20 protein-coding genes are annotated in these 21,877 nt (G+C 69.3%); 5 read left to right on the top strand and 15 right to left on the bottom strand.

Annotated features, from left to right (window positions below):
• The first annotated feature begins 6 nt into the window (after positions 1 to 6).
• Both ACUTR7_RS26140 and ACUTR7_RS26135 read left to right on the top strand, forming a co-directional pair.
• Entirely contained in the window at positions 7 to 273 is a 267-nt protein-coding gene (locus ACUTR7_RS26140) for a DUF2783 domain-containing protein (RefSeq protein ID WP_013800326.1), read from the top strand.
• 104 nt (positions 274 to 377) lie between these two features.
• Positions 378 to 1,349: a Bug family tripartite tricarboxylate transporter substrate binding protein gene (locus ACUTR7_RS26135; RefSeq protein ID WP_043780454.1), complete on the top strand. Its 972-nt coding sequence runs from the start codon at positions 378 to 380 to the stop codon at positions 1,347 to 1,349.
• A gap of 69 nt (positions 1,350 to 1,418) precedes the next feature.
• Here the strand turns inward: ACUTR7_RS26135 and ACUTR7_RS26130 are convergent, their stop codons facing one another.
• The 9 genes from ACUTR7_RS26130 to ACUTR7_RS26090 form a co-directional block, all read right to left on the bottom strand.
• Positions 1,419 to 2,162: an ABC transporter ATP-binding protein gene (locus tag ACUTR7_RS26130; RefSeq protein WP_097204432.1), complete on the bottom strand. Its 744-nt coding sequence runs from the start codon at positions 2,160 to 2,162 to the stop codon at positions 1,419 to 1,421.
• Positions 2,159 to 4,051 (bottom strand): branched-chain amino acid ABC transporter ATP-binding protein/permease, encoded by a 1,893-nt coding sequence (locus ACUTR7_RS26125; RefSeq protein ID WP_202759409.1) that lies wholly within the window; start codon positions 4,049 to 4,051, stop codon positions 2,159 to 2,161. Before ACUTR7_RS26125 ends, ACUTR7_RS26130 begins: the two co-directional genes overlap by 4 nt.
• Positions 4,048 to 5,076 (bottom strand): branched-chain amino acid ABC transporter permease, encoded by a 1,029-nt coding sequence (locus ACUTR7_RS26120; RefSeq protein ID WP_012202505.1) that lies wholly within the window; start codon positions 5,074 to 5,076, stop codon positions 4,048 to 4,050. Before ACUTR7_RS26120 ends, ACUTR7_RS26125 begins: the two co-directional genes overlap by 4 nt.
• Before the next feature lie 83 nt (positions 5,077 to 5,159).
• Complete coding sequence (locus ACUTR7_RS26115; RefSeq protein ID WP_445610173.1) at positions 5,160 to 6,311, bottom strand: ABC transporter substrate-binding protein; 1,152 nt, start codon at positions 6,309 to 6,311, stop codon at positions 5,160 to 5,162.
• A 35-nt stretch (positions 6,312 to 6,346) separates the two neighbouring features.
• On the bottom strand, positions 6,347 to 7,006 hold the full coding sequence (locus ACUTR7_RS26110) for a TetR/AcrR family transcriptional regulator (RefSeq protein WP_012202503.1): 660 nt from the start codon (positions 7,004 to 7,006) through the stop codon (positions 6,347 to 6,349).
• Positions 7,007 to 7,023: 17 nt separating this feature from the next.
• A complete protein-coding gene (gene paaK / locus ACUTR7_RS26105; RefSeq protein WP_445610172.1) occupies positions 7,024 to 8,328 on the bottom strand; it encodes a phenylacetate--CoA ligase PaaK in 1,305 nt (434 codons plus the stop codon).
• Between the two features lie 11 nt (positions 8,329 to 8,339).
• A complete protein-coding gene (gene paaI / locus ACUTR7_RS26100; protein ID WP_180318617.1) occupies positions 8,340 to 8,807 on the bottom strand; it encodes a hydroxyphenylacetyl-CoA thioesterase PaaI in 468 nt (155 codons plus the stop codon).
• Between the two features lie 11 nt (positions 8,808 to 8,818).
• The gene (locus ACUTR7_RS26095) at positions 8,819 to 9,601 is read right to left on the bottom strand and encodes an enoyl-CoA hydratase-related protein (protein ID WP_012202500.1); all 783 of its coding nucleotides are present in this window, start codon (positions 9,599 to 9,601) and stop codon (positions 8,819 to 8,821) included.
• A 169-nt stretch (positions 9,602 to 9,770) separates the two neighbouring features.
• Positions 9,771 to 10,760 carry a tripartite tricarboxylate transporter substrate-binding protein gene (locus ACUTR7_RS26090; RefSeq protein ID WP_445610171.1) on the bottom strand — a complete coding sequence of 330 codons (990 nt, stop codon included), beginning with the start codon at positions 10,758 to 10,760 and terminating at the stop codon, positions 9,771 to 9,773.
• 177 nt (positions 10,761 to 10,937) lie between these two features.
• Between ACUTR7_RS26090 and hemE the strand changes: the two genes are divergently transcribed.
• The 3 genes from hemE to ACUTR7_RS26075 all read left to right on the top strand — a co-directional run bounded on the left by hemE (position 10,938) and on the right by ACUTR7_RS26075 (position 16,150).
• Positions 10,938 to 12,050 (top strand): uroporphyrinogen decarboxylase, encoded by a 1,113-nt coding sequence (gene hemE / locus ACUTR7_RS26085; protein WP_207444386.1) that lies wholly within the window; start codon positions 10,938 to 10,940, stop codon positions 12,048 to 12,050.
• A gap of 526 nt (positions 12,051 to 12,576) precedes the next feature.
• The gene (gene priA / locus ACUTR7_RS26080) at positions 12,577 to 14,790 is read left to right on the top strand and encodes a replication restart helicase PriA (RefSeq protein WP_445610170.1); all 2,214 of its coding nucleotides are present in this window, start codon (positions 12,577 to 12,579) and stop codon (positions 14,788 to 14,790) included.
• A gap of 223 nt (positions 14,791 to 15,013) precedes the next feature.
• Positions 15,014 to 16,150, top strand: coding sequence for an asparaginase (locus ACUTR7_RS26075; RefSeq protein WP_043824343.1), 1,137 nt, complete (start codon positions 15,014 to 15,016; stop codon positions 16,148 to 16,150).
• Between the two features lie 184 nt (positions 16,151 to 16,334).
• On the opposite strand, the gene ACUTR7_RS26070 is transcribed toward ACUTR7_RS26075, so the two are convergent.
• The 6 genes from ACUTR7_RS26070 to ACUTR7_RS26045 form a co-directional block, all read right to left on the bottom strand.
• Positions 16,335 to 17,201 carry a ChbG/HpnK family deacetylase gene (locus tag ACUTR7_RS26070; RefSeq protein WP_013800314.1) on the bottom strand — a complete coding sequence of 289 codons (867 nt, stop codon included), beginning with the start codon at positions 17,199 to 17,201 and terminating at the stop codon, positions 16,335 to 16,337.
• A complete protein-coding gene (locus ACUTR7_RS26065) occupies positions 17,198 to 17,620 on the bottom strand; it encodes a GtrA family protein (protein ID WP_012202494.1) in 423 nt (140 codons plus the stop codon). The genes ACUTR7_RS26070 and ACUTR7_RS26065 overlap by 4 nt, the downstream gene beginning before the upstream one ends.
• Before the next feature lie 2 nt (positions 17,621 to 17,622).
• On the bottom strand, positions 17,623 to 18,627 hold the full coding sequence (locus ACUTR7_RS26060; protein WP_012202493.1) for a glycosyltransferase family 2 protein: 1,005 nt from the start codon (positions 18,625 to 18,627) through the stop codon (positions 17,623 to 17,625).
• Positions 18,624 to 20,243 carry a glycosyltransferase family 39 protein gene (locus ACUTR7_RS26055; RefSeq protein ID WP_445610169.1) on the bottom strand — a complete coding sequence of 540 codons (1,620 nt, stop codon included), beginning with the start codon at positions 20,241 to 20,243 and terminating at the stop codon, positions 18,624 to 18,626. The genes ACUTR7_RS26060 and ACUTR7_RS26055 overlap by 4 nt, the downstream gene beginning before the upstream one ends.
• A gap of 100 nt (positions 20,244 to 20,343) precedes the next feature.
• Entirely contained in the window at positions 20,344 to 21,294 is a 951-nt protein-coding gene (locus ACUTR7_RS26050; RefSeq protein ID WP_012202491.1) for an AEC family transporter, read from the bottom strand.
• A 128-nt stretch (positions 21,295 to 21,422) separates the two neighbouring features.
• Entirely contained in the window at positions 21,423 to 21,782 is a 360-nt protein-coding gene (locus ACUTR7_RS26045; protein WP_012202490.1) for a hypothetical protein, read from the bottom strand.
• Positions 21,783 to 21,877: the final 95 nt, after the last annotated feature.

Below are 21,877 nucleotides of genomic sequence, written 5' to 3'. Positions count from 1 at the left end.
ACCGCCATGCTGCTGTCCACCCACCCCAACCTGCAGGCCTGCGACGATTTCTACGAAGCCCTGATCGCCACCCACCAGGGGCTCGATACCGCGCAAAGCCATGCCCTCAATGCCCGCCTCGTGCTGCTGCTGGCCAATCACATCGGCCACCAGGGCACCTTGCTGCATGCGCTCGAACTGGCCCGCGCCAGCGCAGGACTTGCCCCTGCCGGCGCGGACCCGGCCGAGCGCGGCGCCGTGACGCCGGTCGCCCCGGTGCACGCGGCCGCCTGAAGCCGCGCGCCGCCGCCCGTGCGGCGGCCTGCCATCCCCACAAAGGCGCCCGCCTCACACCTTGGACATCCCACAAGGGCGCCGCATACAACATGGAGACAAGGATGCAACGCAAGCAGTTTCTGGCCGCACTGGCCTGCTCGGGCCTGGCCCTGGCCGCAGGGCCTGCCGCCCTGGCACAGGACAAGCCCCTGGAATGGGTCGTGGGCTATGCGGCCGGCGGCGGCTCGGACGTGGTCGCCCGCGTCATCGCCGAGGCCATGGGCCGCAACATGGAGCGGGTCATCGTCATCAACAACAAGCCCGGCGCAGGCACCAACATCGCGGCCGAGTACAGCGCCCGCTCGCGCGACCACGGCAACCTCATGTTCACGGCCGACTTCGCCACGCTGGCGGCCAACCCCTTCCTGTTCAGCAAGCTCAACTACAACGCCGAGCGCGACTTCAAGCCCGTGGGCATGCTGGTGCGCTTTCCCATGCTGCTGGTGGTCAACAACGAGGTGCCCGCCACCAACCTCGCCGAATTCCTGGCCTGGGCCAAACAGCAAAAGACCGGCGTGAGCTGGGGCTCGGCCGGCCTGGGCAGCCCCCACCACCTGGTGGGCGAGCTGTTCCGCGAACAGGCGGGCATCAGCAACATGACCCATGTGCCCTACCGTGGCGCCGCCCCGGCCGTGCAGGACGTGGTCGGCGGCCAGATTCCCGCCATGTGGGCCGACAGCGCCACCATCATTCCCTTCCTGAGCGAGAAAAAGCTCAAGGCCATCGGCGTGGCCAGCCCCGCCCGCGTGGACGTTCTGCCCCAGATCGCCACGCTGCAGGAGCAGGGTCTGAAAGGTTTCGAGGGCTATGCCTGGCAGGGCATCGTCGTGCCCACGGGCAGCTCGGCCGAGGTGGTCAAGAAGTTCAGCCAGTCGCTGCAGCAGGCCCTGGCCGACACCCGCACCAAGGCACGCCTGGCCGCCATGGGCGTGGAGCCCATGCCCGGCAGCGCCGACCAGATGGGCCAGTTCGTGCGCGCCGAACGCAGCAAGTGGGGGCGGGTGATCTCGGCCAACAACATCAAGCTGGATTGAGCGCCCCGCTGCAAATGCAAAAAGGCTGCCGGTCCGGCAGCCTTTTTCGTTGTGGCGGGGGGTTGCGTCTCAGGCCACCGCCTCCGCACTGCGCCCCATCCCCAGATAGGTATCGATGATGCGCCGGTCGTGCAGCAGCTCCCTGGCCGCGCCGCTGAGGGCCACGGCGCCCATCTCCAGCACGTAGGCACGGTCGGCCACCTTGAGGGCGGCGCGCGCGTTCTGCTCGACCAGCAGCACCGAGACGCCGTGGTCGCGCAGGCCGGCCACGACCTGCAGCACCTCGCGCACGATCAGCGGCGCCAGGCCCAGCGAGGGCTCGTCCAGCAGCAGCAGGCGCGGGCGTGCCATCAGCGCGCGGCCGATGGCCAGCATCTGGCGCTCACCGCCCGACAGGGTGGAGGCCATCTGCGGGCGCCGCTCCCTCAGGCGCGGGAAGATGGCAAAGACCTCGTCCATGCGCTGCGCCTGGTCGCGCAGGCCCCGGCGCCAGCGCGAGAAGCCGCCCAGCAGCAGGTTGTCCTCCACCGACATCTCGCCGAACAGCTCGCGCTTTTCGGGCACCAGGGCCACGCCGTTGGCCACCATGACCTCGACGCCGGGACGTGCGATGCGCTTGCCGTCCAGATGGATCTCGCCGCGCGAGGGCAGCAGGCCCATGGCGGCCGACAGCAGCGTGGTCTTGCCCGCGCCGTTGGGGCCGATGACTGTGACGATCTCGCCGCTGCGCACATCCAGATCCACCTGGTGCACGGCCTCCACGGGGCCGTAGGACACGCTCAGGCCCTTGAGCTGCAAAAGGGTGTCGCTCATGCCGTCTCTCCGGTTGCCTCGTCGTCGTCGCCGCCGCCCAGGTAGGCATCCAGCACGCGCTGGTTGACCTGGATCTGGGCCGGCGTGCCTTCGGCAATCACGGTGCCGAACTCCAGCACCGTGATGCGGTCCGCAAGATTCATGACGAACTCCATGTCGTGCTCCACGACGAGAATGCCCAGCCCCTCGGCGCGCAGCTGGCGCAGCAGGTCGGCCAGGGCCTGTTTTTCCAGGTGGCGCAGGCCGGCGGCCGGCTCGTCCAGCAGCAGGGCCGCAGGCTGTCCGGCCAGGGCGCGTGCGATCTCCACGATGCGCTGCTGGCCCAAGGCGAGCGAGGCGGCCGGCACGTCGGCGAAGGCGCCCAGGCCGCAGCGCTCGATCTGGCGGCGCGCCTCGGCCAGCACCGAGGCCTCCTCGGCCCGGTCCAGGCGCAGCATGGAGGCCAGCCAGCCCCGGTGCGCACGCCGGTGCGCGCCCACGGCCACGTTCTCCAGCACGCTGCGCTGGCCCAGCAGGCGCACATGCTGGAAGGTGCGGCCCAGGCCCAGAGCGGCGAAGCGGCGCGAGGGCGCATCGTTCATGGCCTGGTCCATGAAGCGCACCTGGCCCTCGGTGGGCGAGTCCACGCCCGAGATCATGTTGAAGAAGGTGCTCTTGCCCGCGCCGTTGGGGCCGATCAGCGCATGCACCTCTCCGGCCTTGAGCGTCATGGCCACATCGTTGTTGGCCACCAGGCCGCCAAAGCGCTTGGTCACATGCTCGGCCGCCAGCAGCACCTGGCCCGCCGCAGGCAGCGCGCGCTGCGCCAGCGGCGCCGCGTCCGCCAGCTTCAGATCGGACACGGGCCGGCGCACCCAGCGCGCCGTGAGCGCCTGCAGCGTGGGCCACAGGCCTTCTGCAAAGCGCTGCAGCACCAGCACCATCAGCAGGCCGAAGACGATGACCTCGAAGTTGCCGCTGGTGCCCAGCAGGGCCGGCAATATGTCCTGCAGCTTTTGCTTGACCAGGGTGATCAGCGTGGCGCCCAGCACGGCGCCCCACAGGTGGCCGGCGCCGCCCACCACGGCCATGAACAGGTACTCTATGCCCACGTTGAGGTTGAAGGGCGCCGGGCTCACGAAGCGCTGCATGTGGGCGTAGAGCCAGCCCGACAGCGTGGCCAGCAGGGCCGCCAGCACGAAGAGCTTGACGCGGTAGTGCGCGGTGTCGATGCCCATGGACTCGGCCATGACGCGCCCGCCGCGCAGCGCGCGGATGGCCCGGCCCTCGCGCGAGTCCAGCAGGTTGTGCAGCAGCCACAGCGCCACCAGCAGCACGGCCCAGATCACCACGCCCATGGCGCGCGGCGAGGCCAGCGAGACGCCACCGATCACCAGCGGCGCAATGCCCGTGATGCCGGTCTGCCCGCCCAGGAACTCCATGTTGCCGAACAGGTAGTACAGGCTCAGCCCCCAGGCGATGGTGCACAGCGGCAGGTAGTGGCCCTGCAGCTTGACCGTGACCGCGCCCAGCAGCCAGGCCACGACGAAGGTGATGAGCAGGCCCAGCGCCAGGCCCACCCAGGGCAGGCCCGCCGCGCCCACCAGCCCGCCCAGCGCGGCCACCGAGGCAGGCGCCGTGCAGACCCAGGCCGTGGCATAGGCGCCGATGCCCACGAAGGCCGCCTGGCCGAACGAGGTCATGCCGCCCACGCCGGTCAGCATCACCAGGCCTGCGGCCACCATGGCGAACAGGCCGATGTAGCTGAGGATGACGACGGTGAAATCAGGCAGGAAGCCCCAGGACGCGGCCAGCAGCGCAATGGCGGCCACGGTGAGCACGCGCGTGCTGATGCCGCCCGAGGCGGCCTTGGCAGGCGCCGTGGCCTGCGAGGAAACGGGGGCGCTCATTCTTCTTCCTCCACATGGTGGCTATTGCGCGATCGCCACCACAGCACCGGGATGATCAGCGTGAACACCAGCACCTCCTTGTAGGCACTGGCCCAGAACGACGAGAAGGCCTCCAGCAGCCCGACCAGCAGCGCGCCGGCCAGGGCCAGCGGGTAGCTGGCCAGCCCGCCCACGATGGCGGCCACGAAGCCCTTGAGGCCGATCAGAAAGCCGGTGTCGTAGTACACCGTGGTCAGCGGCGCGATCAGCAGGCCGGAGATGGCGCCGATCAGCGCGGCCAGCGCAAAGCTCACGTCGCCGGCCATGGCCGTGGGAATGCCCATGAGGCGTGCACCCACGCGGTTGATGGCCGTGGCGCGCAGCGCCTTGCCGATCATGGAGCGCTCGAAGAACACGAACAGCAGGGCCACCAGCACCAGGGTCACGCCCACCACCACCAGGGACTGGCCCGAGATCGTGATGTCGCCCAGGCGCAGTTGCGCCTCGGAAAACGCGGGGGTGCGCGAGCCTTCGGCCCCGAAGAACAGCAGCCCCAGGCCGACCAGCACGCCGTGCATGGCCACCGAGACGATGAGCAGCATCAGCACCGAGGCATGGGCCAGCGGCCGGTAGGCCAGGCGGTACAGCAGCGGCCCCATGGGCGTGATCAGCACCAGGGTGGCCAGCGCCTGCAGCATCAGCGAGGACGGACGCAGCCCCCAGGCCAGGGCCACGGCAATGGCCGGCAGCGCCAGGCACCACAGGAAGGTGGCGGGCCAGCTCACCTGGCTGCCCGCGCGCCAGCGCAGCAGATCCACCACCAGCACGGCGGCGGCCAGGGCCAGCAGCAGCCACAGCGTGGTGGGCACGCGGCCGGCCTGCATCATGGCCAGGGTGAGCGCGCCGAAGGCGACGAACTCGCCCTGCGGAATGAAGATGATGCGGGTGACCGAGAACACCAGCACCAGGGCCAGCGCCATCAGGCCGTAGACGGCGCCGTTGACGATGCCGTCCTGCCCCAGCAGCAGGGCGATTTGCAGATCCATGATCGACTTTCGAGCAGGCGCGGCCGAGCGCCACAGCGGCCGCCGCCCAGTGCGGCAGCCGCTGCGGCCTCAGGCCCGCAGGTTCAGGGCTGGTACTTCCAGGTGCCGTTCTCGATCTTGACCATGACGGCCGCGCGCTGGTCCAGGCCCAGGTGGTCGGTGGGCGTCATGTTGAAGATGCCGTGGGCACCGGCCACGTCCTTGGTCTGCTCCAGCGCATCGCGCAGGGCGGCGCGGAACTCGGCCGTGCCGGGCTGGGCCTTCTTGAGCGCGGCGGGAATCGCCGCTTCGAGCACGCGACCCGCATCCCAGGAATGCGCGCCAAAGGTCGATGCCGTGCCCTTGCCGTTGGCGGCCTCGTAGGCTTCCACATAGGAGACGGCAGACTTCTTGACCGGGTTGCTGTCGGGCAGCTGGTGGGCCACCAGCACGGGGCCGGCGGGCAGCAGCGTGCCTTCCACATCCTTGCCGCCCACGCGCAGGAAGTCGGCATTGGCCACGCCGTGGGTCTGGTAGATCTTGCCCTGGTAGCCGCGCTCCTTGAGCGATTTCTGCGGCAGCGCGGCCGGCGTGCCCGAGCCTGCGATCAGCACCGCATCGGGCCTGGCGGACATGAGCTTGAGCGTCTGGCCCGTGACCGAGGTATCGCTGCGCGAATAGGCCTCGGTGGCGGTGAGCTTGATGCCCTTGGCCTCGGCCACCTTGCGGAACTCCTGCAGCCAGCTTTCACCGTAGGCGTCGTTGAAGCCGATGTAGCCCACGGTCTTGATGCCGGCCTTGGCCATGTGCTCGCCGATGGCGGCGGCCATCATGGCGTCGTGCTGGGGCGTCTTGAAGACCCAGAACTTCTTGGCATCCACGGGCTCGACGATCTTGGCCGAGGCGGCCAGCGTGATCATGGGCGTCTTGGCCTCGGAGACCACGTCCACCATGGCCAGCGAGTTGGGCGTGATGCTGGAGCCCAGGATGACATCGACCTTGCTCTCGCTGATCAGCTTGCGCGTGTTGGCCACGGCCGCCGTGGTGTCGGAGGCGTCGTCCAGGATGATGTAGTTGACCTTCTGGCCCGCCACCGTGCGCGGCATCAGCGCCACGGTGTTCTTTTCGGGAATGCCCAGGGAGGCCGCCGGTCCGGTGGCCGAGACCACCACGCCCACATTGATGTCGGCCAGGGCCGAGCCCCAGACCGTGGCCAGGGTCGCGGCCAGCAGGCCCAGTTTCGTCAAACGCTTCATGTCTGTCTCCTTGTGTTGGATGGGGCGTGGCACCTTCAGGCGCCACAATTTACCGTGGTAACTATTTTTTTGCCAGCGGTTTGATGCCCGGGTTTGCCTGGGGTCTGCACGGCCGGCAGGCCTCCGAGGAACAGGTCAGCCACCACGGGGGCCATGGCCTCGTGGTCCAGCGAGCCGTCGGGCCGCAGCCAGGTGAACATCCAGTTCATCATCCCGAACAGCAGCATGGCCAGCGCCTTGGACAGGCCCGCGCCATCGGCGTCAGGCCGCAGCTGGGCCACCGCCTGGGCAAAGGTTTCGACCACGGCGCGCTCCTTGCCCAGCACGCGCTGGCGGTCGTCGTCCTGCAGGAAGCGCACGTCCTCGGTCAGCACGCGGTGGGCATGGCGGGCATGGGCGTATTCCTGCACGAAGCGCTCGATCAGCATGCGCAGCCGCGGCTCGGGCGGCAGGCCCATGGACTGCACTTCGTCCACCAGGGACTGCAGCCGCGTCATGTGGCCATCGGTGATGTCCACCAGCAGCGCGTACTTGTCGCGGAAGTAGTGGTAGATGGTGGGCTTGGACAGGCCGCAGGCCTGGGCCACCTCGTTCATCGAAGTGCCGGGGTAGCCGCTGCGCGCGAACAGCGCGGCGGCATGGCCCAGGATCAGTTCGCGCTGGTCGTCGTATCCGGAAGATCGGCCTCGGGCCATGGGACTCCTGTGCGCGCTCAGCGGCTGCGGTGGTCGATCACGCGGCGGGCCTTGCCCACCAGGGTGCGCTCTATGGAATCGGGTCGCAGCACCTCGACCTCGGCGCTCACGCCGACCAGGGTCTTGATGCGCTGCTGCACCCACAGTGCCAGCGCCTCGGTGTCGCCCTGCGTGCCCGGCTGCATCTCGCAGCGCACGGCCAGCCGGTCCAGGTTGCCGTCGCGCGTGACCACCAGCTGGTACTGGCCCGACAGCTGGGCGTTCTGCAGCACGATCTCCTCGATCTGGGTGGGAAACAGGTTCACGCCGCGGATGATGAGCATGTCGTCGCTGCGCCCCACGATCTTGCCCATGCGCCGGAAGCTGCGCGAGGTCGGCGCCAGCAGCCGCGTCAGGTCCCGCGTGCGGTAGCGCACGATGGGCATGGCTTCCTTGGACAGCGACGTGAAGACCAGCTCCCCCTCGCTGCCGTCGGGCAGCACCTCGCCCGTGTCCGGGTCGATGATCTCGGGGTAGAAATGGTCTTCCCAGATCACCGGCCCGTCCTTGCTCTCCACGCATTCGCTGGCCACGCCCGGGCCCATGACTTCGGACAGGCCGTAGATGTCCACGGCATCCAGCCCCGCCTTGCCCTCGATCTCGCGGCGCATGGCCTCGGTCCAGGGTTCGGCGCCGAAGATGCCGATCTTGAGCGAGCTCTCGCGCGGGTCCATCCCCTGGCGCTGCATCTCCTCCACGATCACCTGCATGTAGCTGGGCGTGACCATGATGATGTCGGGCCGGAAATCCTGGATCAGCTGCACCTGCTTTTCGGTCTGCCCGCCCGACATGGGCACCACGGTGCAGCCCGCGCGCTCGGCACCGTAGTGCGCGCCCAGCCCGCCCGTGAACAGGCCGTAGCCATAGGCCACATGCACCATGTCGCCGGGCCGCCCGCCCGCCGCGCGGATGGAGCGCGCCACCAGATTCGCCCAGTTGTCGATGTCATTCAACGTGTAGCCCACGACCGTGGGCTTGCCCGTGGTGCCCGAGGAGGCATGCACGCGCGCCACCTTCTGGCGCGGCACGGCGAACATGCCGAACGGGTAGTTCTCGCGCAGGTCCTTCTTGGTGGTGAAGGGAAAGCGGGCCAGGTCGGACAGCGTGCGCAGGTCGGACGGATGCACGCCTTTCTCGTCGAAGGCGCGGCGGTAGTGCGGCACGTTGTCGTAGGCATGCTGCAGCGACCAGCGCAGGCGCAGCAGCTGCAGCGAGGCGATCTCGTCGCGGCTGGCGGTTTCGATGGGGTCGAGTTCGCCGGGGGCGGGGCGCTGCAGGGACATGGCGGACCTCTTCAGGTGGGCTCTGTCAGGCCGGGCACGGTGGGCCGGCCCTTGAAGCTGTGCGAGCGGCCACGGAACAGCGCGATCACTTCCTGGCGCTGGTTGGTGACCTGCACGTCATAGACGCCGGTGCGGCCTGCGCGCGAGACTTCGCGGGCCTGCGCGGTGAGCACGTCGCCGGGCCGGCCGGGCGCGACGAAGTCCACGCTCAGGCCCGAGGCCACCGTCATCTCGTTGCGCGCATTGCAGGCATAGGCAAAGGCCGTGTCGGCCAGCGCCGTGATGAAGCCGCCGTGGCAGATGTCGAAGCCGTTGAGCATGTCGTCGCGCACGGCCATCTCCATGCGCGCCGCGCCGGGGGCGATGTCCGTGATGCGCAGGCCCAGGCCTTGCGCGGCGCGGTCGCGCGCCAGCATGCCGTCGCGCACCTGTTCGGCCAGGCGCTGCGCGGCTTCGTCCGGGGTGTGGGTGTCTTGCATGGCGCCGCTCCTCAACGGTCCGAGAACACGGCAGCCCGCTTGCCCAGGAAGGCGGCCACGCCCTCCTGGTAGTCGTGGGCCGCGCCCAGCTGACCCTGCTGGCGCGCCTCGCGCGTGAGCGCATGTTCGTAGTCCAGCAGTTGGGCCGAGTCCATGGCCTCCCGCGTGCGCGCCAGGGCCCGCACGGGCATGGCGGCCAGGCGCTGGGCCAGGGCCTGGGCCTCGCTGCGCAAATCGGCATCTTCCACGCAGCGCCAGATCAGGCCGATGCGTTCGGCCTCGGCCGCAGGCAGCTTGTCGCCCAGCAGCGCAAGGCCCAGGGCGCGCGCACGGCCCACCAGGCGCGGCAGCAGCCAGGTCCCGCCGCAGTCGGGCACCAGGCCGATCTTGGCAAAGGCCTGGATGAAGCTGGCCGAGCGCGCGGCCAGCACCAGGTCGCAGGCCAGCGCGATATTGGCGCCCGCGCCTGCGGCCACGCCATTGACGGCGGCCACCACGGGCACGGGCATGGACTTGAGCCGCAGGCACAGCGGCTGGTAGCGGCGCTCGATCAGGTCGCCCAGGTTCTGGTCGGGCGCCGCCTCGGGGTCGGACAGGTCCTGGCCCGCGCAAAAGCCGCGCCCCGCGCCCGTGAGCACCACGCAGCGCACCGTGGCATCGCCGGCGGCCTGCTCCAGGGCCGAAAGCAGCTGCTCGTGCAGCTGCGCGTTGAAGCTGTTGAGCGCGTCGGGGCGGTTCAGCACCAGGGTGCGGACGGCGTCTTGCTGCTCAACCAGAACCAGCGATGGGGGCATGGAAGTCTCCGTGGCCTGTCTGCCGTCTTTATGCGGCAGATCAAACATAATTTACCGAATGGTCGGTAAATGTTAGTCGCCAGACCCTTTCCACCACAAGCGCCCAGGCACCGAGGAAACCCCTAGGCCCCATGAAAAAAGGCCCGCACGGGCCATTTTTGTCGAAGGTTCAGGGCTTGAAGCCCGAGCGCTCCACCACCGGCGTCCACTGCGCGCGGTAGGCCTTGAGCATCTCGGCCGTCTGCGCGCTGCTGCTGGAGACCGGGGTCAGCCGGCTGGCCTCGAATTTCTGGCGCGTGTCGGGCTCCTTCATGATCTCCTGCACCATGCGCGACAGGCGCTCGGCAATGTCGGGCGCCATGCTCTGCGGCGCGAACAAGGTGTTCCAGCCCATGCCCGACAGGTTCAGGCCAGATTCCTTGAGCGTGGGAATGTCCGGCGCCATGGTGCTGCGGCGCTCGCCCGACACGGCCAGCACGCGGATCTTGCCGGCCTCGTGCTGGGGCAGCAGCACGTCGAAGGTGTCGATGGCCAGCGGCACCTGGCCGCCCACCAGGTCGGTCAGCAGCGGGGCCGAGCCCTTGTAGCCCACGGTTTCGGTGCGGACCTTGGCGGCCTCGCCCAGCATCAGCGAGAAGAAGTGCGGCAGGCTGCCCGTGGCCGGCACGCCCACGTTGGCCTGCTGCGGATTGGCACGCAGCCAGGCCAGCAGGTGCGACAGCTGCCTGACGGGCACGGCACTGGCCACGGCCACGCCGAATTCGTAGCGGTTGACCTCGCTGACCGGGCGGAAGTCCTTGTCGGGGTCGTAGCCCGAGTCAGGGAACACCAGGGGCGCCACCAGCATCACGGCCGGGTTGGCCAGCAGCAGCGCGGGCTGGGAGGCCGGCGCGTTCTTCACATACTGGGCCGACAGGCGGCCGCCCGCGCCGGGCTTGTTCTCCACCACCACGGGCGAGCCCACGTGCGCCTGCAGCTTGTCGGCCACGATGCGCGCCACGCGGTCGGTGGCGCCACCGGGCGGGTAGCCCACGACGATGCGCAGCGGCGCCTTGCCCGGAAACAGCGGCTCGGCCGCCGTGGCACTTCCAGCCAGCCAGCTGGCGGCCGAAACAGCCGGGGCCAGGGCCAGGATCTGGGTCAGGGTTCTTCGCTGCATCGCAAACTCTCTCCTTGCATGGACGGATTCCCGTGCGGAACGCACGCCGCACAATGTAGCGGCCTCAAAAAGCCCGTTGCCGTCGATATTGACCAGGGTTAACCCGAGGCAAGACGCCCTGCGCTGCTCGGGCATCGCGACAGCCTGGCGAAGCCGACTCGGCGACAATCGCCCACCATGAGCTTCGCCCCCCTGACCAACGACACCTTCCTGCGCGCCTGCCGGCGCCAGGCCACCGACTACACGCCGCTGTGGCTGATGCGCCAGGCGGGCCGCTATCTCCCCGAATACAAGGCCACGCGCGCCCGGGCCGGCAGCTTCATGGGCCTGGCCACCAACGTGGACTACGCCACCGAGGTCACGCTGCAGCCACTGGAGCGCTTCCCGCTGGACGCGGCCATCCTGTTCTCCGACATCCTGACCGTGCCCGACGCCATGGGCCTGGGCCTGTCCTTTGCCGAAGGCGAAGGCCCGCGCTTTGCCAAGGTGGTGCGCGACGAGGCCGCCGTGGCCGAGCTGGCCGTGCCCGACATGGACAAGCTGCGCTATGTGTTCGACGCCGTGACCAGCATCCGCCGCGCGCTCGATGGCCGCGTGCCGCTGATCGGTTTCTCGGGCAGCCCCTGGACCCTGGCCTGCTACATGGTCGAGGGCAAGGGCAGCGACGACTACCGCCTGGTCAAGAGCCTGATGTATGCGCGCCCCGACCTGATGCACCGCATCCTGGCCATCAACGCCGACAGCGTGGCCGCCTACCTGAACGCCCAGATCGATGCGGGCGCCCAGGCCGTGATGGTGTTCGACAGCTGGGGCGGTGTGCTGGCCGACGGCGCCTTCCAGGAATTCAGCCTGGCCTATACCAAGCGCGTGCTGGCCGGACTCAAGCGCACGGGCGCCGATGGGCAGGACGTGCCGCGCATCGTCTTCACCAAGGGCGGCGGCATCTGGCTGCCCGACATGAAGGACCTGGACTGCGAGGTGCTGGGCCTGGACTGGACGGCCAACCTGGCCCGCGCCCGCGCCATCGTCGGCGGCGAGGTGGGCGGACCCGGCAAGGCGCTGCAGGGCAACATCGACCCCAATGTGCTGTTCGCACCGCCCGAGCGCGTGGCCGAGCAGGCGCGCGCCGTGCTCGACAGCTTCGGTGCCCCGCATACCGACAGGACCACCACGGGCCCCACGCACATCTTCAACCTGGGCCACGGCATCAGCCAGTTCACACCGCCCGAGCATGTGGCGGCCCTGGTGGAGACCGTGCACAGCCATTCGCGCGCCCTGCGCCAGCGCTGAGCGAGCCGCCTCCCCGCCCCCCCGCTTCTCCCGAACCCCAGGGCCGGACGCCAGCGCAGCGCCGGCCCCTGCCGGGGCCGCCAACGGCCCGGCAAGGCCCCGCTGTCCACAAGCCGGGTACCCGACAGCCGCTTGCTGCACAAGATGGCCACAGACCATCTTATGCACAGAAAAATCCGAGCGAGGCCCTAGGAGTTGCAGTTGTCATCCGCGCCTGCACGCCGGCGACATATCGATATAAGCCATTGTTTTTGAATAATTTTTTTGATAGCAACATTTTCAGCATGCACCGATTGGCAAGGCCGGATAAGCAGGTACATGCCCATAGATCCGAATAATCCCCACAAAGTTATCCACAGAAATTGACGATATACCCAGAAACCCGCAGTCACCGGCCGGGGCGTCTGGTGTAGAACGCCGCACCCAGGCCCCAGGCAGCGCCAAAGGCTTATGCTTGGCGGCTTGGTTGCCGCAGGCCCTGCCGTGCGGCGCCCGCGTTTTCAGGCCCCGCTTTCCCCGCATTCGCATGTCCCTCCCCGCCCACACCGTCCATGTCGCCGTCCAGACGCCGGCGCACAGCGCCGTGGGCGAACTGCTGAGCTACACCTGCGACCAGCCCCTGGAGGCGGGCACCCTGGTGCGTGTGCCCCTGGGTCGCCGGGACCTGCTGGGCGTGGTCTGGGACGCCCCGCCCCGCCCCGCCGCCATGCCCGAAGGCGTGGAGCTGCGCCCCATCGCCGCCGTGCTGCAGGGCATTGCGCCGCTGCCGGCCGCCTGGCGCCGGCTGGTGGCCTTCGCCGCCTACTACTACCAGCGCAGCGTGGGCGAAATCGCCGTGACGGCCCTGCCCCCGCAACTGCGCGAGATGACGGCCGAGCAATTGGCGCGCCGGCTCAGGCCGACCAAGGCCGCGGCGAAGAGAGCGGCCAAGGCTGCAAAAGAGGAGCAGGCGGAACAGGCGCCTGGCACTGCGCCTGCATCAGCGCCTGCATCAGCGCTCGCACCGGCCCGGGCCGTCGCAGACATTCCCCCCATCGTCCTCAGCGCAGAGCAGGCCGACGTCTTCACGCAGATCGCCGCCCATCCCGGCCCTTTTCTGCTCTTCGGCAGCACGGGCAGCGGCAAGACCGAGGTCTATCTGAGAGCCACCCAGGCCGCACTGGACGCCGACCCCGGCGCCCAGGTGCTGGTGATGGTGCCCGAGATCAACCTCACGCCCCAGCTGGAGCAGCGCTTCACGGAGCGCTTCGCGCCGCAGTACGGCGCCGACTGCGTGGTCAGCATGCACAGCGCAATGACCAACCCCCAGCGGCTCAAGAGCTGGCTGGCCGCGCACACCGGCGTGGCGCGCATCGTGCTGGGCACGCGCATGTCGGTCTTCGCCAGCCTGCCGGGCCTGTCGCTGATCGTGGTGGACGAGGAGCACGACGCCAGCTACAAGCAGCAGGAAGGCGCACGCTACTCGGCACGCGACCTGGCCATCTGGCGCGCGCGCGATACCGGCGCCAAGGTCATCCTGGGCAGTGCCACGCCGTCGCTGGAGAGCTGGCACGCCAGCCGCCCGCCCAATGCCGACGAGCCGCAGGGCGGCCGCTACCTGCGCCTGCACATGCCCAGCCGCATCGGCGCGGCCGCCCTGCCGCGCGTGCGCCTGGTGGACATGGGCCAGCAGCCGCGCAAGGCCGTGTTCTCGCCGCCGCTGATCGATGCCATCACCGAGCGCGTGCAGCGCGGCGAGCAAAGCCTGGTGCTGCTCAACCGCCGCGGCTTCGCGCCCGTGCTGTTCTGCGCCGACTGCGGCTGGAAAAGCGACTGCCCGCACTGCAGCGCCCACCAGGTCTTCCACAAGGCCGACCGCACGCTGCGCTGCCACCACTGCGGCTACACCCAGCGCGTGCCCATGGCCTGCCCAGGCTGCGGCAATCCCGACATCCTGCCGCTGGGCAAGGGCACGGAGCAGCTGGAGGAAGAACTGGCCCGCCTGCTGCGCAATGTGCAGCGCCCCGACCGCGAGCCCGCCCGCGTGGCGCGCATCGACGCCGACACCACGCGCGCCAAGGGCGCGCTGGAGGAGCAACTGGCCCAGGTGCATGCGGGCGACATCGACGTGCTGGTGGGCACCCAGATGGTGGCCAAGGGCCATGACTTCCGGCGCATCACCCTGGTGGCCGCCGTGCAGCCCGACAGCGCTCTTTTTTCCAGCGACTACCGAGCGCCCGAGCGCCTGTTCAGCCTGCTGATGCAGGCCGCCGGCCGCGCAGGACGCGACGCGCACTACGTGGCCGCCCAGGGCAGCCACCCGGAGATGTGGATACAGACGCACGACCCGTCCCACCCCGTCTACACCGCGCTGCGCTCGCACGACTACCCGGCCTTCGCCGCGCGCCAGTTGCGCGAGCGGCGCGATGCGGGCATGCCGCCCTTCGCCTTCCAGGCCATCGTGCGTGCCGATGCGCGCACGCAGGAAGCCGCCCAGGCCTTCCTGGCCGCTGCGGCCGAGGCCGCCCGCCAGGCCGGCCTGCCCCATGTGGACGATGTCTTTCTCTACCCGCCCATTCCCATGTCCGTGCAGCGCGTGGCCAATGTGGAGCGCGCGCAGATGCTGATCGAGTCGGCCCAGCGGCCCGCCCTGCTGCGCTTTCTCTGGGCCTGGCAGGCGCACCTGCACTGGATCAGGGCACAGCCCGGGCACCGCGCCCTGGTGCGCTGGCTGGTGGACGTGGACCCGCTGGCCATCTGAGCGTGGCACGGCCTCTGGAACGGCCCCAAAAAACCTCAAGCCTTTCAGGCCTCGGGCGCAATCCCGCAAAGCGTTCACCGCTCCTTTTTCGGAAGCGCTTTTAGCGCATTCGCCGCGCGGCTCCCATCGGGATTTGCGCTGATGCAGGCGGGGCATGTTTATTGCATCGTGCCGCATTCAGCCCACAAGGCTGGATCATTCAATGCCTTTCCAGGAGCGATACATGCCGTTCACCCCCTTCCGTATGACCTTGATGGCCGTCGCGCTTGCGCTGGCAGGCTGCGCGTCCCAGCCCGGCGCCAGCCAGGCCCCCGCAGCCGCAGCGCCCGCCACGGCGACCGCCCCTGCTCCCGCTCCCACCGCACAGGCCGGCAAGCCCAACGTGGTCGTCCTGGCCACGGGCGGCACCATTGCCGGCGCGGGCGCCAGCGCCGTCAACAGCGCCACCTACACGGCCGCCAAGGTGCCCGTGGACAAGCTGCTGGCCGGCCTGCCCGAGCTGAGCAACATCGCCAACGTGTCCGGCGAGCAGGTCTTCCAGATCGCCTCCGAGAGCTTCACCAACAAGGAACTGCTGACGCTGGCCCGCCGCGTCAACGAGCTGGCCAAGCAGCCCGGCGTGGACGGCATCGTCGTCACCCACGGCACGGACACGCTGGAGGAAACCGGCTACTTCCTGAACCTGGTGGTGCCCACCGACAAGCCCATCGTCATGGTCGGCTCCATGCGCCCCGGCACGGCCATCTCGGCCGACGGCGCGCTGAACCTGCTGGGCGCCGTGGCCACGGCCGCGTCCAAAGACTCGGCGGGCAAGGGCGTGCTGGTCAGCATGAACGACAACATCGACTCCGCGCGCGATGTCGCCAAGCTCACCAACATCAAGACCAATGCCTTCGCCAGCCAGTGGGGCCCGCTGGGCATGGTGGTCGAGGGCAAGACCTACTGGTTCCGCGCCCCCGTCAAGCGCCACACCAGGGGCAGCGAGTTCAACATCGAGCAGATCACCGACCTGCCCGCCGTGGACATCGTCTATGGCTACGGCAACGTGCCCGCCACGGCCATCGACGCGCTGGGCAAGGCCGGCGTCAAGGCCATCGTGCATGCAGGCACGGGCAATGGCTCGGTGGCCGACCGCATCGTGCCCAAGCTCAATGAACTGCGCCAAAAGGGCGTGATCGTGGTGCGCAGCTCGCGCGTGCCGGCCGGCTTCGTGCTGCGCAATGCCGAGCAGCCCGATGACAAGTACGACTGGGTCGTCGCCCATGACCTGAACCCGCAGAAGGCGCGCCTGCTGGCGGCCGTGGCCCTGACCAAGACGCAGGATACGAAGCAGTTGCAGCGCATCTTCTGGGAGTATTGATAGGCACCCCCTGAGGCGCTGGCGCGCCTTCCCCCTCTCTACCCGCTTCGCGGGGGAGGGGGACGACAGCCTCGCTGCGGGGCGGCCCTTGCTTGCTGTCCCTTGCTTTGGGCCGCGCCGGTTTTTTGCGCTGCGCCCACATGGCCCGGTCCATTTTTGGCCGGGCCTTTTCTATTGCCGCTTCTTAGTTCGTTGTGAACAGCGGGGTGAGGGGGCCTTGGGCGATGTGGCAGTGCGCTTGTTCCAGGGCCTGGGCGAAGGCGTCGGAGCGCAGGTAGGCGTATTCGACGGCGCGCTGGGCGCCTATGGCGTCGCCCTGGACGGGGGCGGTGGCGGGGTGGCACATCATGAGGCTGCCGGGCTGCAGCTGGGCCAGCCATTGGGCCATGTGGCGGCCATAGCCTTCGGGCGTGGGCTGGTCGAAGGCGTAGACGCCGCCGAAGCCGTGGTTGAGCGGCACGCCCTGGCGGCGCAGGCGGCGGGTGGTGGTCCAGCCGCCCAGCAGGGCGATGATGGCGGCCTTGGGGTCGCGCCAGAGCTGGCCGGCCGGGGTGGTGGAGCGGACCCAGGGCAGGTCGTCGGCGTTGTCGCCATAGCGCTGGCGCAATTCCTGCACCAGTGCGGCGCGCACGCCGGGGAGCTGGTGCACGTGCTGGTGGCCGTCGATGAAGTCGGGGGCCATGCCCAGCGCGTCCTCGAAGGCGTCGAGCTGGCGGCGCCAGGCGTCGCGCATGGCGGCGCCGCCGAGTGCGCCGGCATAGGCGCGCGCGATCACGGCACCGATTCCGGCGGCGGGCTGCAGGCCATGGCCTTCGGTCAGGTTGAAGTGCAGGCCCAGCGACAGGCGCGGGCGCAGCGCGGGCAGGCGCCTGGCGGCCTGCCTCCAGTGCGGCGAGGTGGTCATGCAGCTGGTGGCCGACAGCCGGCCCTGCAGCGTGAGCTGCTCCACGGCTTCATCGACCAGGGGATGCAGCGCATAGTCGTCGGCGCACAGGACGACGGTTCTGGCCGAGGCCTTCTCCCCGTTGTTTCTGGCAGGTACGGTGTTCATGAGGATTCCTTGCGGCCGGGGGCCGCAAAGGCCCAGAACTTGGCGAAGACGAAGGTGCCCACCGCCACCAGCACCAGCACCAGGGCCAGGCTCCAGAAATAGTGCCAGTGCAGCCAGTGCAGGGCCACCCAGTACAGCAGCTCGTTGGCCACGAAGGAGGCGCAGGCCACGGCGAAGTACTTGCCGGCCACGGCCCAGCCTTGCGCCCCGGCCTGCACGAAGGTGAACAGCGCATGGCCGTTGTAGCTGACCACGAAGGCCACGAGAAAGGCCAGCACGTTGGCATGCAGCGGCGCCATGCCCACCCGTTGCACCAGCAGGGCGACCACGGCCAGGTGCGTGGCGGCCGCGCAGCCCCCTACCAGCACGAACTGCAGCGCCTGCGGCAGGCGGCGCAGCTGTGCGATCACGTCGTGCATGGCTAGTCCCGTGGCGCCAGCGGGCTGCGGTCTTCGTCGCGCGCCAGCAGGTAGGTGGGACGGCGCTTGACCTCGTCATAGATCCGGCCGATGTACTCGCCCAGGATGCCGATGGACATCAGCTGCACGCCCGAGAACAGCATGATGCTGGCCGCCAGCGTGGGCCAGCCGTCCAGCGGGTTGCCGAAGATCAGCGTCTCCATGGTGATCCACAGGCCGTAGAGCAGGGCCGCCAGCGAGATGATCCCGCCCACCACGCTCCACACGCGCAGCGGCAAGGTGGTGAACGAGGTCAGCCCCAGCAGGGCCAGCGAGCCCAGGCGCCGGAAATTGAAGCTGGACGCTCCGGCCGTGCGGTCGGCCGGCACGAACGGCAGGGCCGCGGCCTTGAAGCCCACCCAGGCGTACAGGCCCTTCATGAAGCGGTGGCTCTCCGGCAGGGCCTTGAGCGCGTCGGCCACGCAGCGGTCCAGCCAGCGGAAGTCGCCGGCATTGGGCGGGATCTTCACCAGGTTGCCGGCATTCATGAGCCGGTAGAACAGATTGGTGCCCACGCGCTTGGCGCCGCTTTCGGCGCCCCGGTCGGCGATCACGCCATAGACCATGTCGTAGCCGGACTGCCACAGCTCGCACATCTGGGGCAGCATCTCCAGCGGATGCTGGAAGTCGGCGTCGATCAGCACCACGGCGTTGCCGCGCGCATGGTCTATGCCGGCCGACAGCGCCGCCTCCTTGCCGAAGTTGCGCGACAGCGCCAGATAGCGCACGGGCAGTTCCTGGGCCATGCGCAGCGCGATCTCGTGCGTGGCGTCACGGCTGCCGTCGTTGACGACGATCAGCTCGTAGTCGGGCGTCAGCGTGCGCACCGTCGCGTCCAGGGCGCGCAGGAACGCCTCCAGGTTGCCCTCTTCATTGTGGGCTGGCACCACGCAGCTCAGCCGCAGCGGGGGGCGCGGCAGCATCCCCTTGGGAGCGGCCGGAGCAATGTCAGCATGCAATTCGGTCATAGGCCAGCATTGTCAGCGGGCTGGCTGCCCGCGCGCGGCAACACGTCAAAAACCGCATAGGCATAGGGACTGGGCCGAGGAAAACGCCAGCCCGAGCGTTGCACCGTGAGCACACGCGCCTCCTGTGGCAGGCCCAGCTTCGCCAGCCAGGCCTGCGCCTGCTGCTCGCAATCGCGCGATTTCGCGGTCGGGCCGGGCTCGCTGGCCACCGGGCCGCGCGGGCACAGCAGCAGCCCGGGCTGCTGGCGCCAGTCCGGCAGCGCCAGCACGCGCGCATATTCGCTGTCGGGCAGGCCGGGAATGGTGCGCAGATGCGGCTGGGCATAGAAAGACAGCATGGCGTTTTCCGCCCAGTCGCCGCCCACCCACTGCAGCGGCTGCTGCGGGTGGCGCTGGTTCCAGGACAGCACGATGGCCTGCGCCGCATCGGCCGCAGGGCGGTAGTAGTCGGAGCCGCTCTTGCGCGCATTGCCCCAGCCCGCGGCCACGCCAATCACCAGCACCACGGCCATGCTCGGCCACCAGGCGCGGCGCAGCGCGGCCAGCGCGGCCTGCGTCACGGCGGGCGCCTCGGCGTCCAGGTTGCGCAGCCACAGCAGCACGAAGGCATAGCCGATGGGAATGGCCCAGGGCGTGGACAACTCCACCACGCCGGTGGCGCCAAAGCCCAGCGTCGCAAGCCAGGGCATGAGGGCCAGCCAGAACAGCGTGTCGCCGCGCCCCTGCCAGCACCAGCTGCGGCGCAGGAAACGCGCACTCCAGCGCAGCCAGCCGCCGCCTTGCTGGCGGGCCTGCATGAAGCCATACACCAGGCACACAGCCAGCCAGGCCGGCAGCCAGTAGAAGATGGGCGCCAGCGCAAAGCGCAGCACATAGCCCCACACCACCTGCCCGCCGCCCTGGTCCATGGCATAGCCCAGCGTCACCCACTGGTGGTGGGCAATCCAGGCCACATGCGGCGCCAGCGCCAGGCCAAAGGCTGCCAGCGCCACGTAGGGCCGGGGTGTGAGCAGCCACTGGCGCCCTTCACGCACCAGGAAGATGGGCAGCAGGAAACCGGCCAGGAACACGCCGCTGTAGTACTTGCTGAGCATGCAGGCGGCCGAGACCACGCCCAGCGCCACGCTGAAGGCCACGCCGCGCGCCCCCTTTTCCTGCCAGCTGGCCAGCAGCAGAGCCGCCGCCCAGGGCCACAGGGACAGCAGCTGGCTGTTGGCGTTGAACTTGCCGGCCAGCGTCGTATACGGAAAGCACCACAGCAACAGGGCCGCGCCCAGCGGCGCCAGGCGCGCCAGCCCCAGGCGCCTGCCCAGCACGTAGACGCCCCAGATGCCCACGCCCACATTGGCATAGGACAGCAGGCGATAGAAGCCGTCGTTCTGCGGGAACACCATGAACCACAGGCCGACCACCCAGGCGAAGAACGGCGGATGCTTGTGCGTGCCCAGCTGCAGCGGCTGGGCCCAGGCACAGTTCTCCAGCATGTCGTGGTAGCCGTCCAGATTGCCATTGGCCAGCCAGGACACCAGGGCCCAGAGCACGCAGGCCAGCGTCACCATCCAGAGCAGGGCCGCGCCCGTGGGAACGCCTGCCGGAGCAGAGGGGGAGGATTTCATGCGATCCCGTCGAGGTGGTGAAAAAACATGGGCGGGATTGTAGTGAGCACCAGCATGCCCGTGCGCCCCGGGCCTGCCGCTCAGTTGTGCCCGGGCCTGCTCAGGTCATCAGCGCCACGGCGCCCGAGAAGCTCAGGAAGGCCAGCACCGTGGACACCAGGATGATGCGGGCCACGCGCCCGCCGTGCGCCCCGAAGCGCTCGGTCAGCAGCGAGACATTGCTGGCGCTGGGCAGCGCGGCCAGCAGCACCAGCGCCACAAAGGCCTCTTCGCCGAGCGGCAGGCCCAGCGCCATGGCCGCGCGGGCCACGGCCCAGACCAGCAGCGGGTGGACCAGCAGCTTGGCCAGCGCAATGGGCACGTAGTCGCGCGCGGCCACGCGCTCGTGGCTGTTCATCTGCGAGCGCGCCAGCACGGCGCCAATGGTGAACAGCGCCACGGGCGAGGCCGCGCCCGCCAGCATGGCCACGGTGCGGTCGATGGGGCCGGGCAGCGTCCAGCCTGCCGCCGAGGCCACGCCACCCAGCACGATGGCCCAGGGCATGGGATTGGCGGCCATGCCGGCAAACGCCCTGCGCAGCGCCACGGACACGCCATGCCCGCCCGGCAGCCCCAGGCGCGACAGCGCAATGCACAGCGAGGTGGTCACCACCATGTCGATGGCCATGGTGACGATGACCGGGCCTGCGGCACGCTCGCCCAGCAGCGCCACCAGCATGGGCACGCCCATGAAGCCGGTGTTGGGAAAGGCCGCCACCAGCGCGCCAAAGGCCGCATCGTTCCAGCCTACGCGCCGCACGGTCAGCGCCACGGTGGCGCCCACCATCAGCAGCGCGCACAGCAGGTAGACCACGGAGACGCCCACATCCAGCAGCTGTGCAATCGGCGTCTGCGCGCCAAAGCGGAACAGCATGCAGGGCAGCGCGAAATACAGCACGAAGGCATTGAGCCCCGGTATCGCCGCCTGCGGCAGCACGCCACGCCAGGTGGCCGCAAAGCCGCAGGCCACAAGCGCGAAGAAGGGAAAGGTGATCAGCAGGACGGACAGCACGCGGCGATTCTGGCAGCAAGCCGGTGCCGCTGCCGCGCGCCCGTGTCACCGCGCGGACGCCGGGCGAAAAAAAACCTGCCGGAATACGCATCCGGCAGGTCGGGCGTGAGCGCAACAAGCGCGTGCGCTTACAGCGCCAGGTCCTTCTCGACGTCCTGCACCTTGCGGCGGGCCAGCGCCAGATTGGAGCGGCTCTTGTCCAGCACCAGGTAGAAGAACACACCTTCATGGGCGGCCACGGGCCGGATGATGTGGTACTGGTGCGTCAGGGTGATCAGGATGTCGTCGATGGCGTCATCGAGCTTGAGCATGCGCATGGTCTTGAGCTTGGCGCGCACCACCTCCGTGTTGCCGGCAGCGGCCAGCTCCATGTCGAGGCCGGAGCCCACGCTGCCCATGAGCATGCCGCTGGTGCTGTCCACCAGGGCCGCGCACAGGGCGCCATCGATGCCCAGCAGGCCGTTCAGAGAATCATGTATCGAAGCCATATGCCACCTTTTCAAATAGCAAGGGCAGGCTGTGCGGTGGACCACCGCGCCCGCTCCTCGGGGGAAGAAAACCAAACTTCTGCAGCGGATGCCGC

The organism is Delftia sp. NA_296.1 (assembly GCF_052692095.1).
This window is presented reverse-complemented; position numbering and strand designations above follow the sequence as displayed.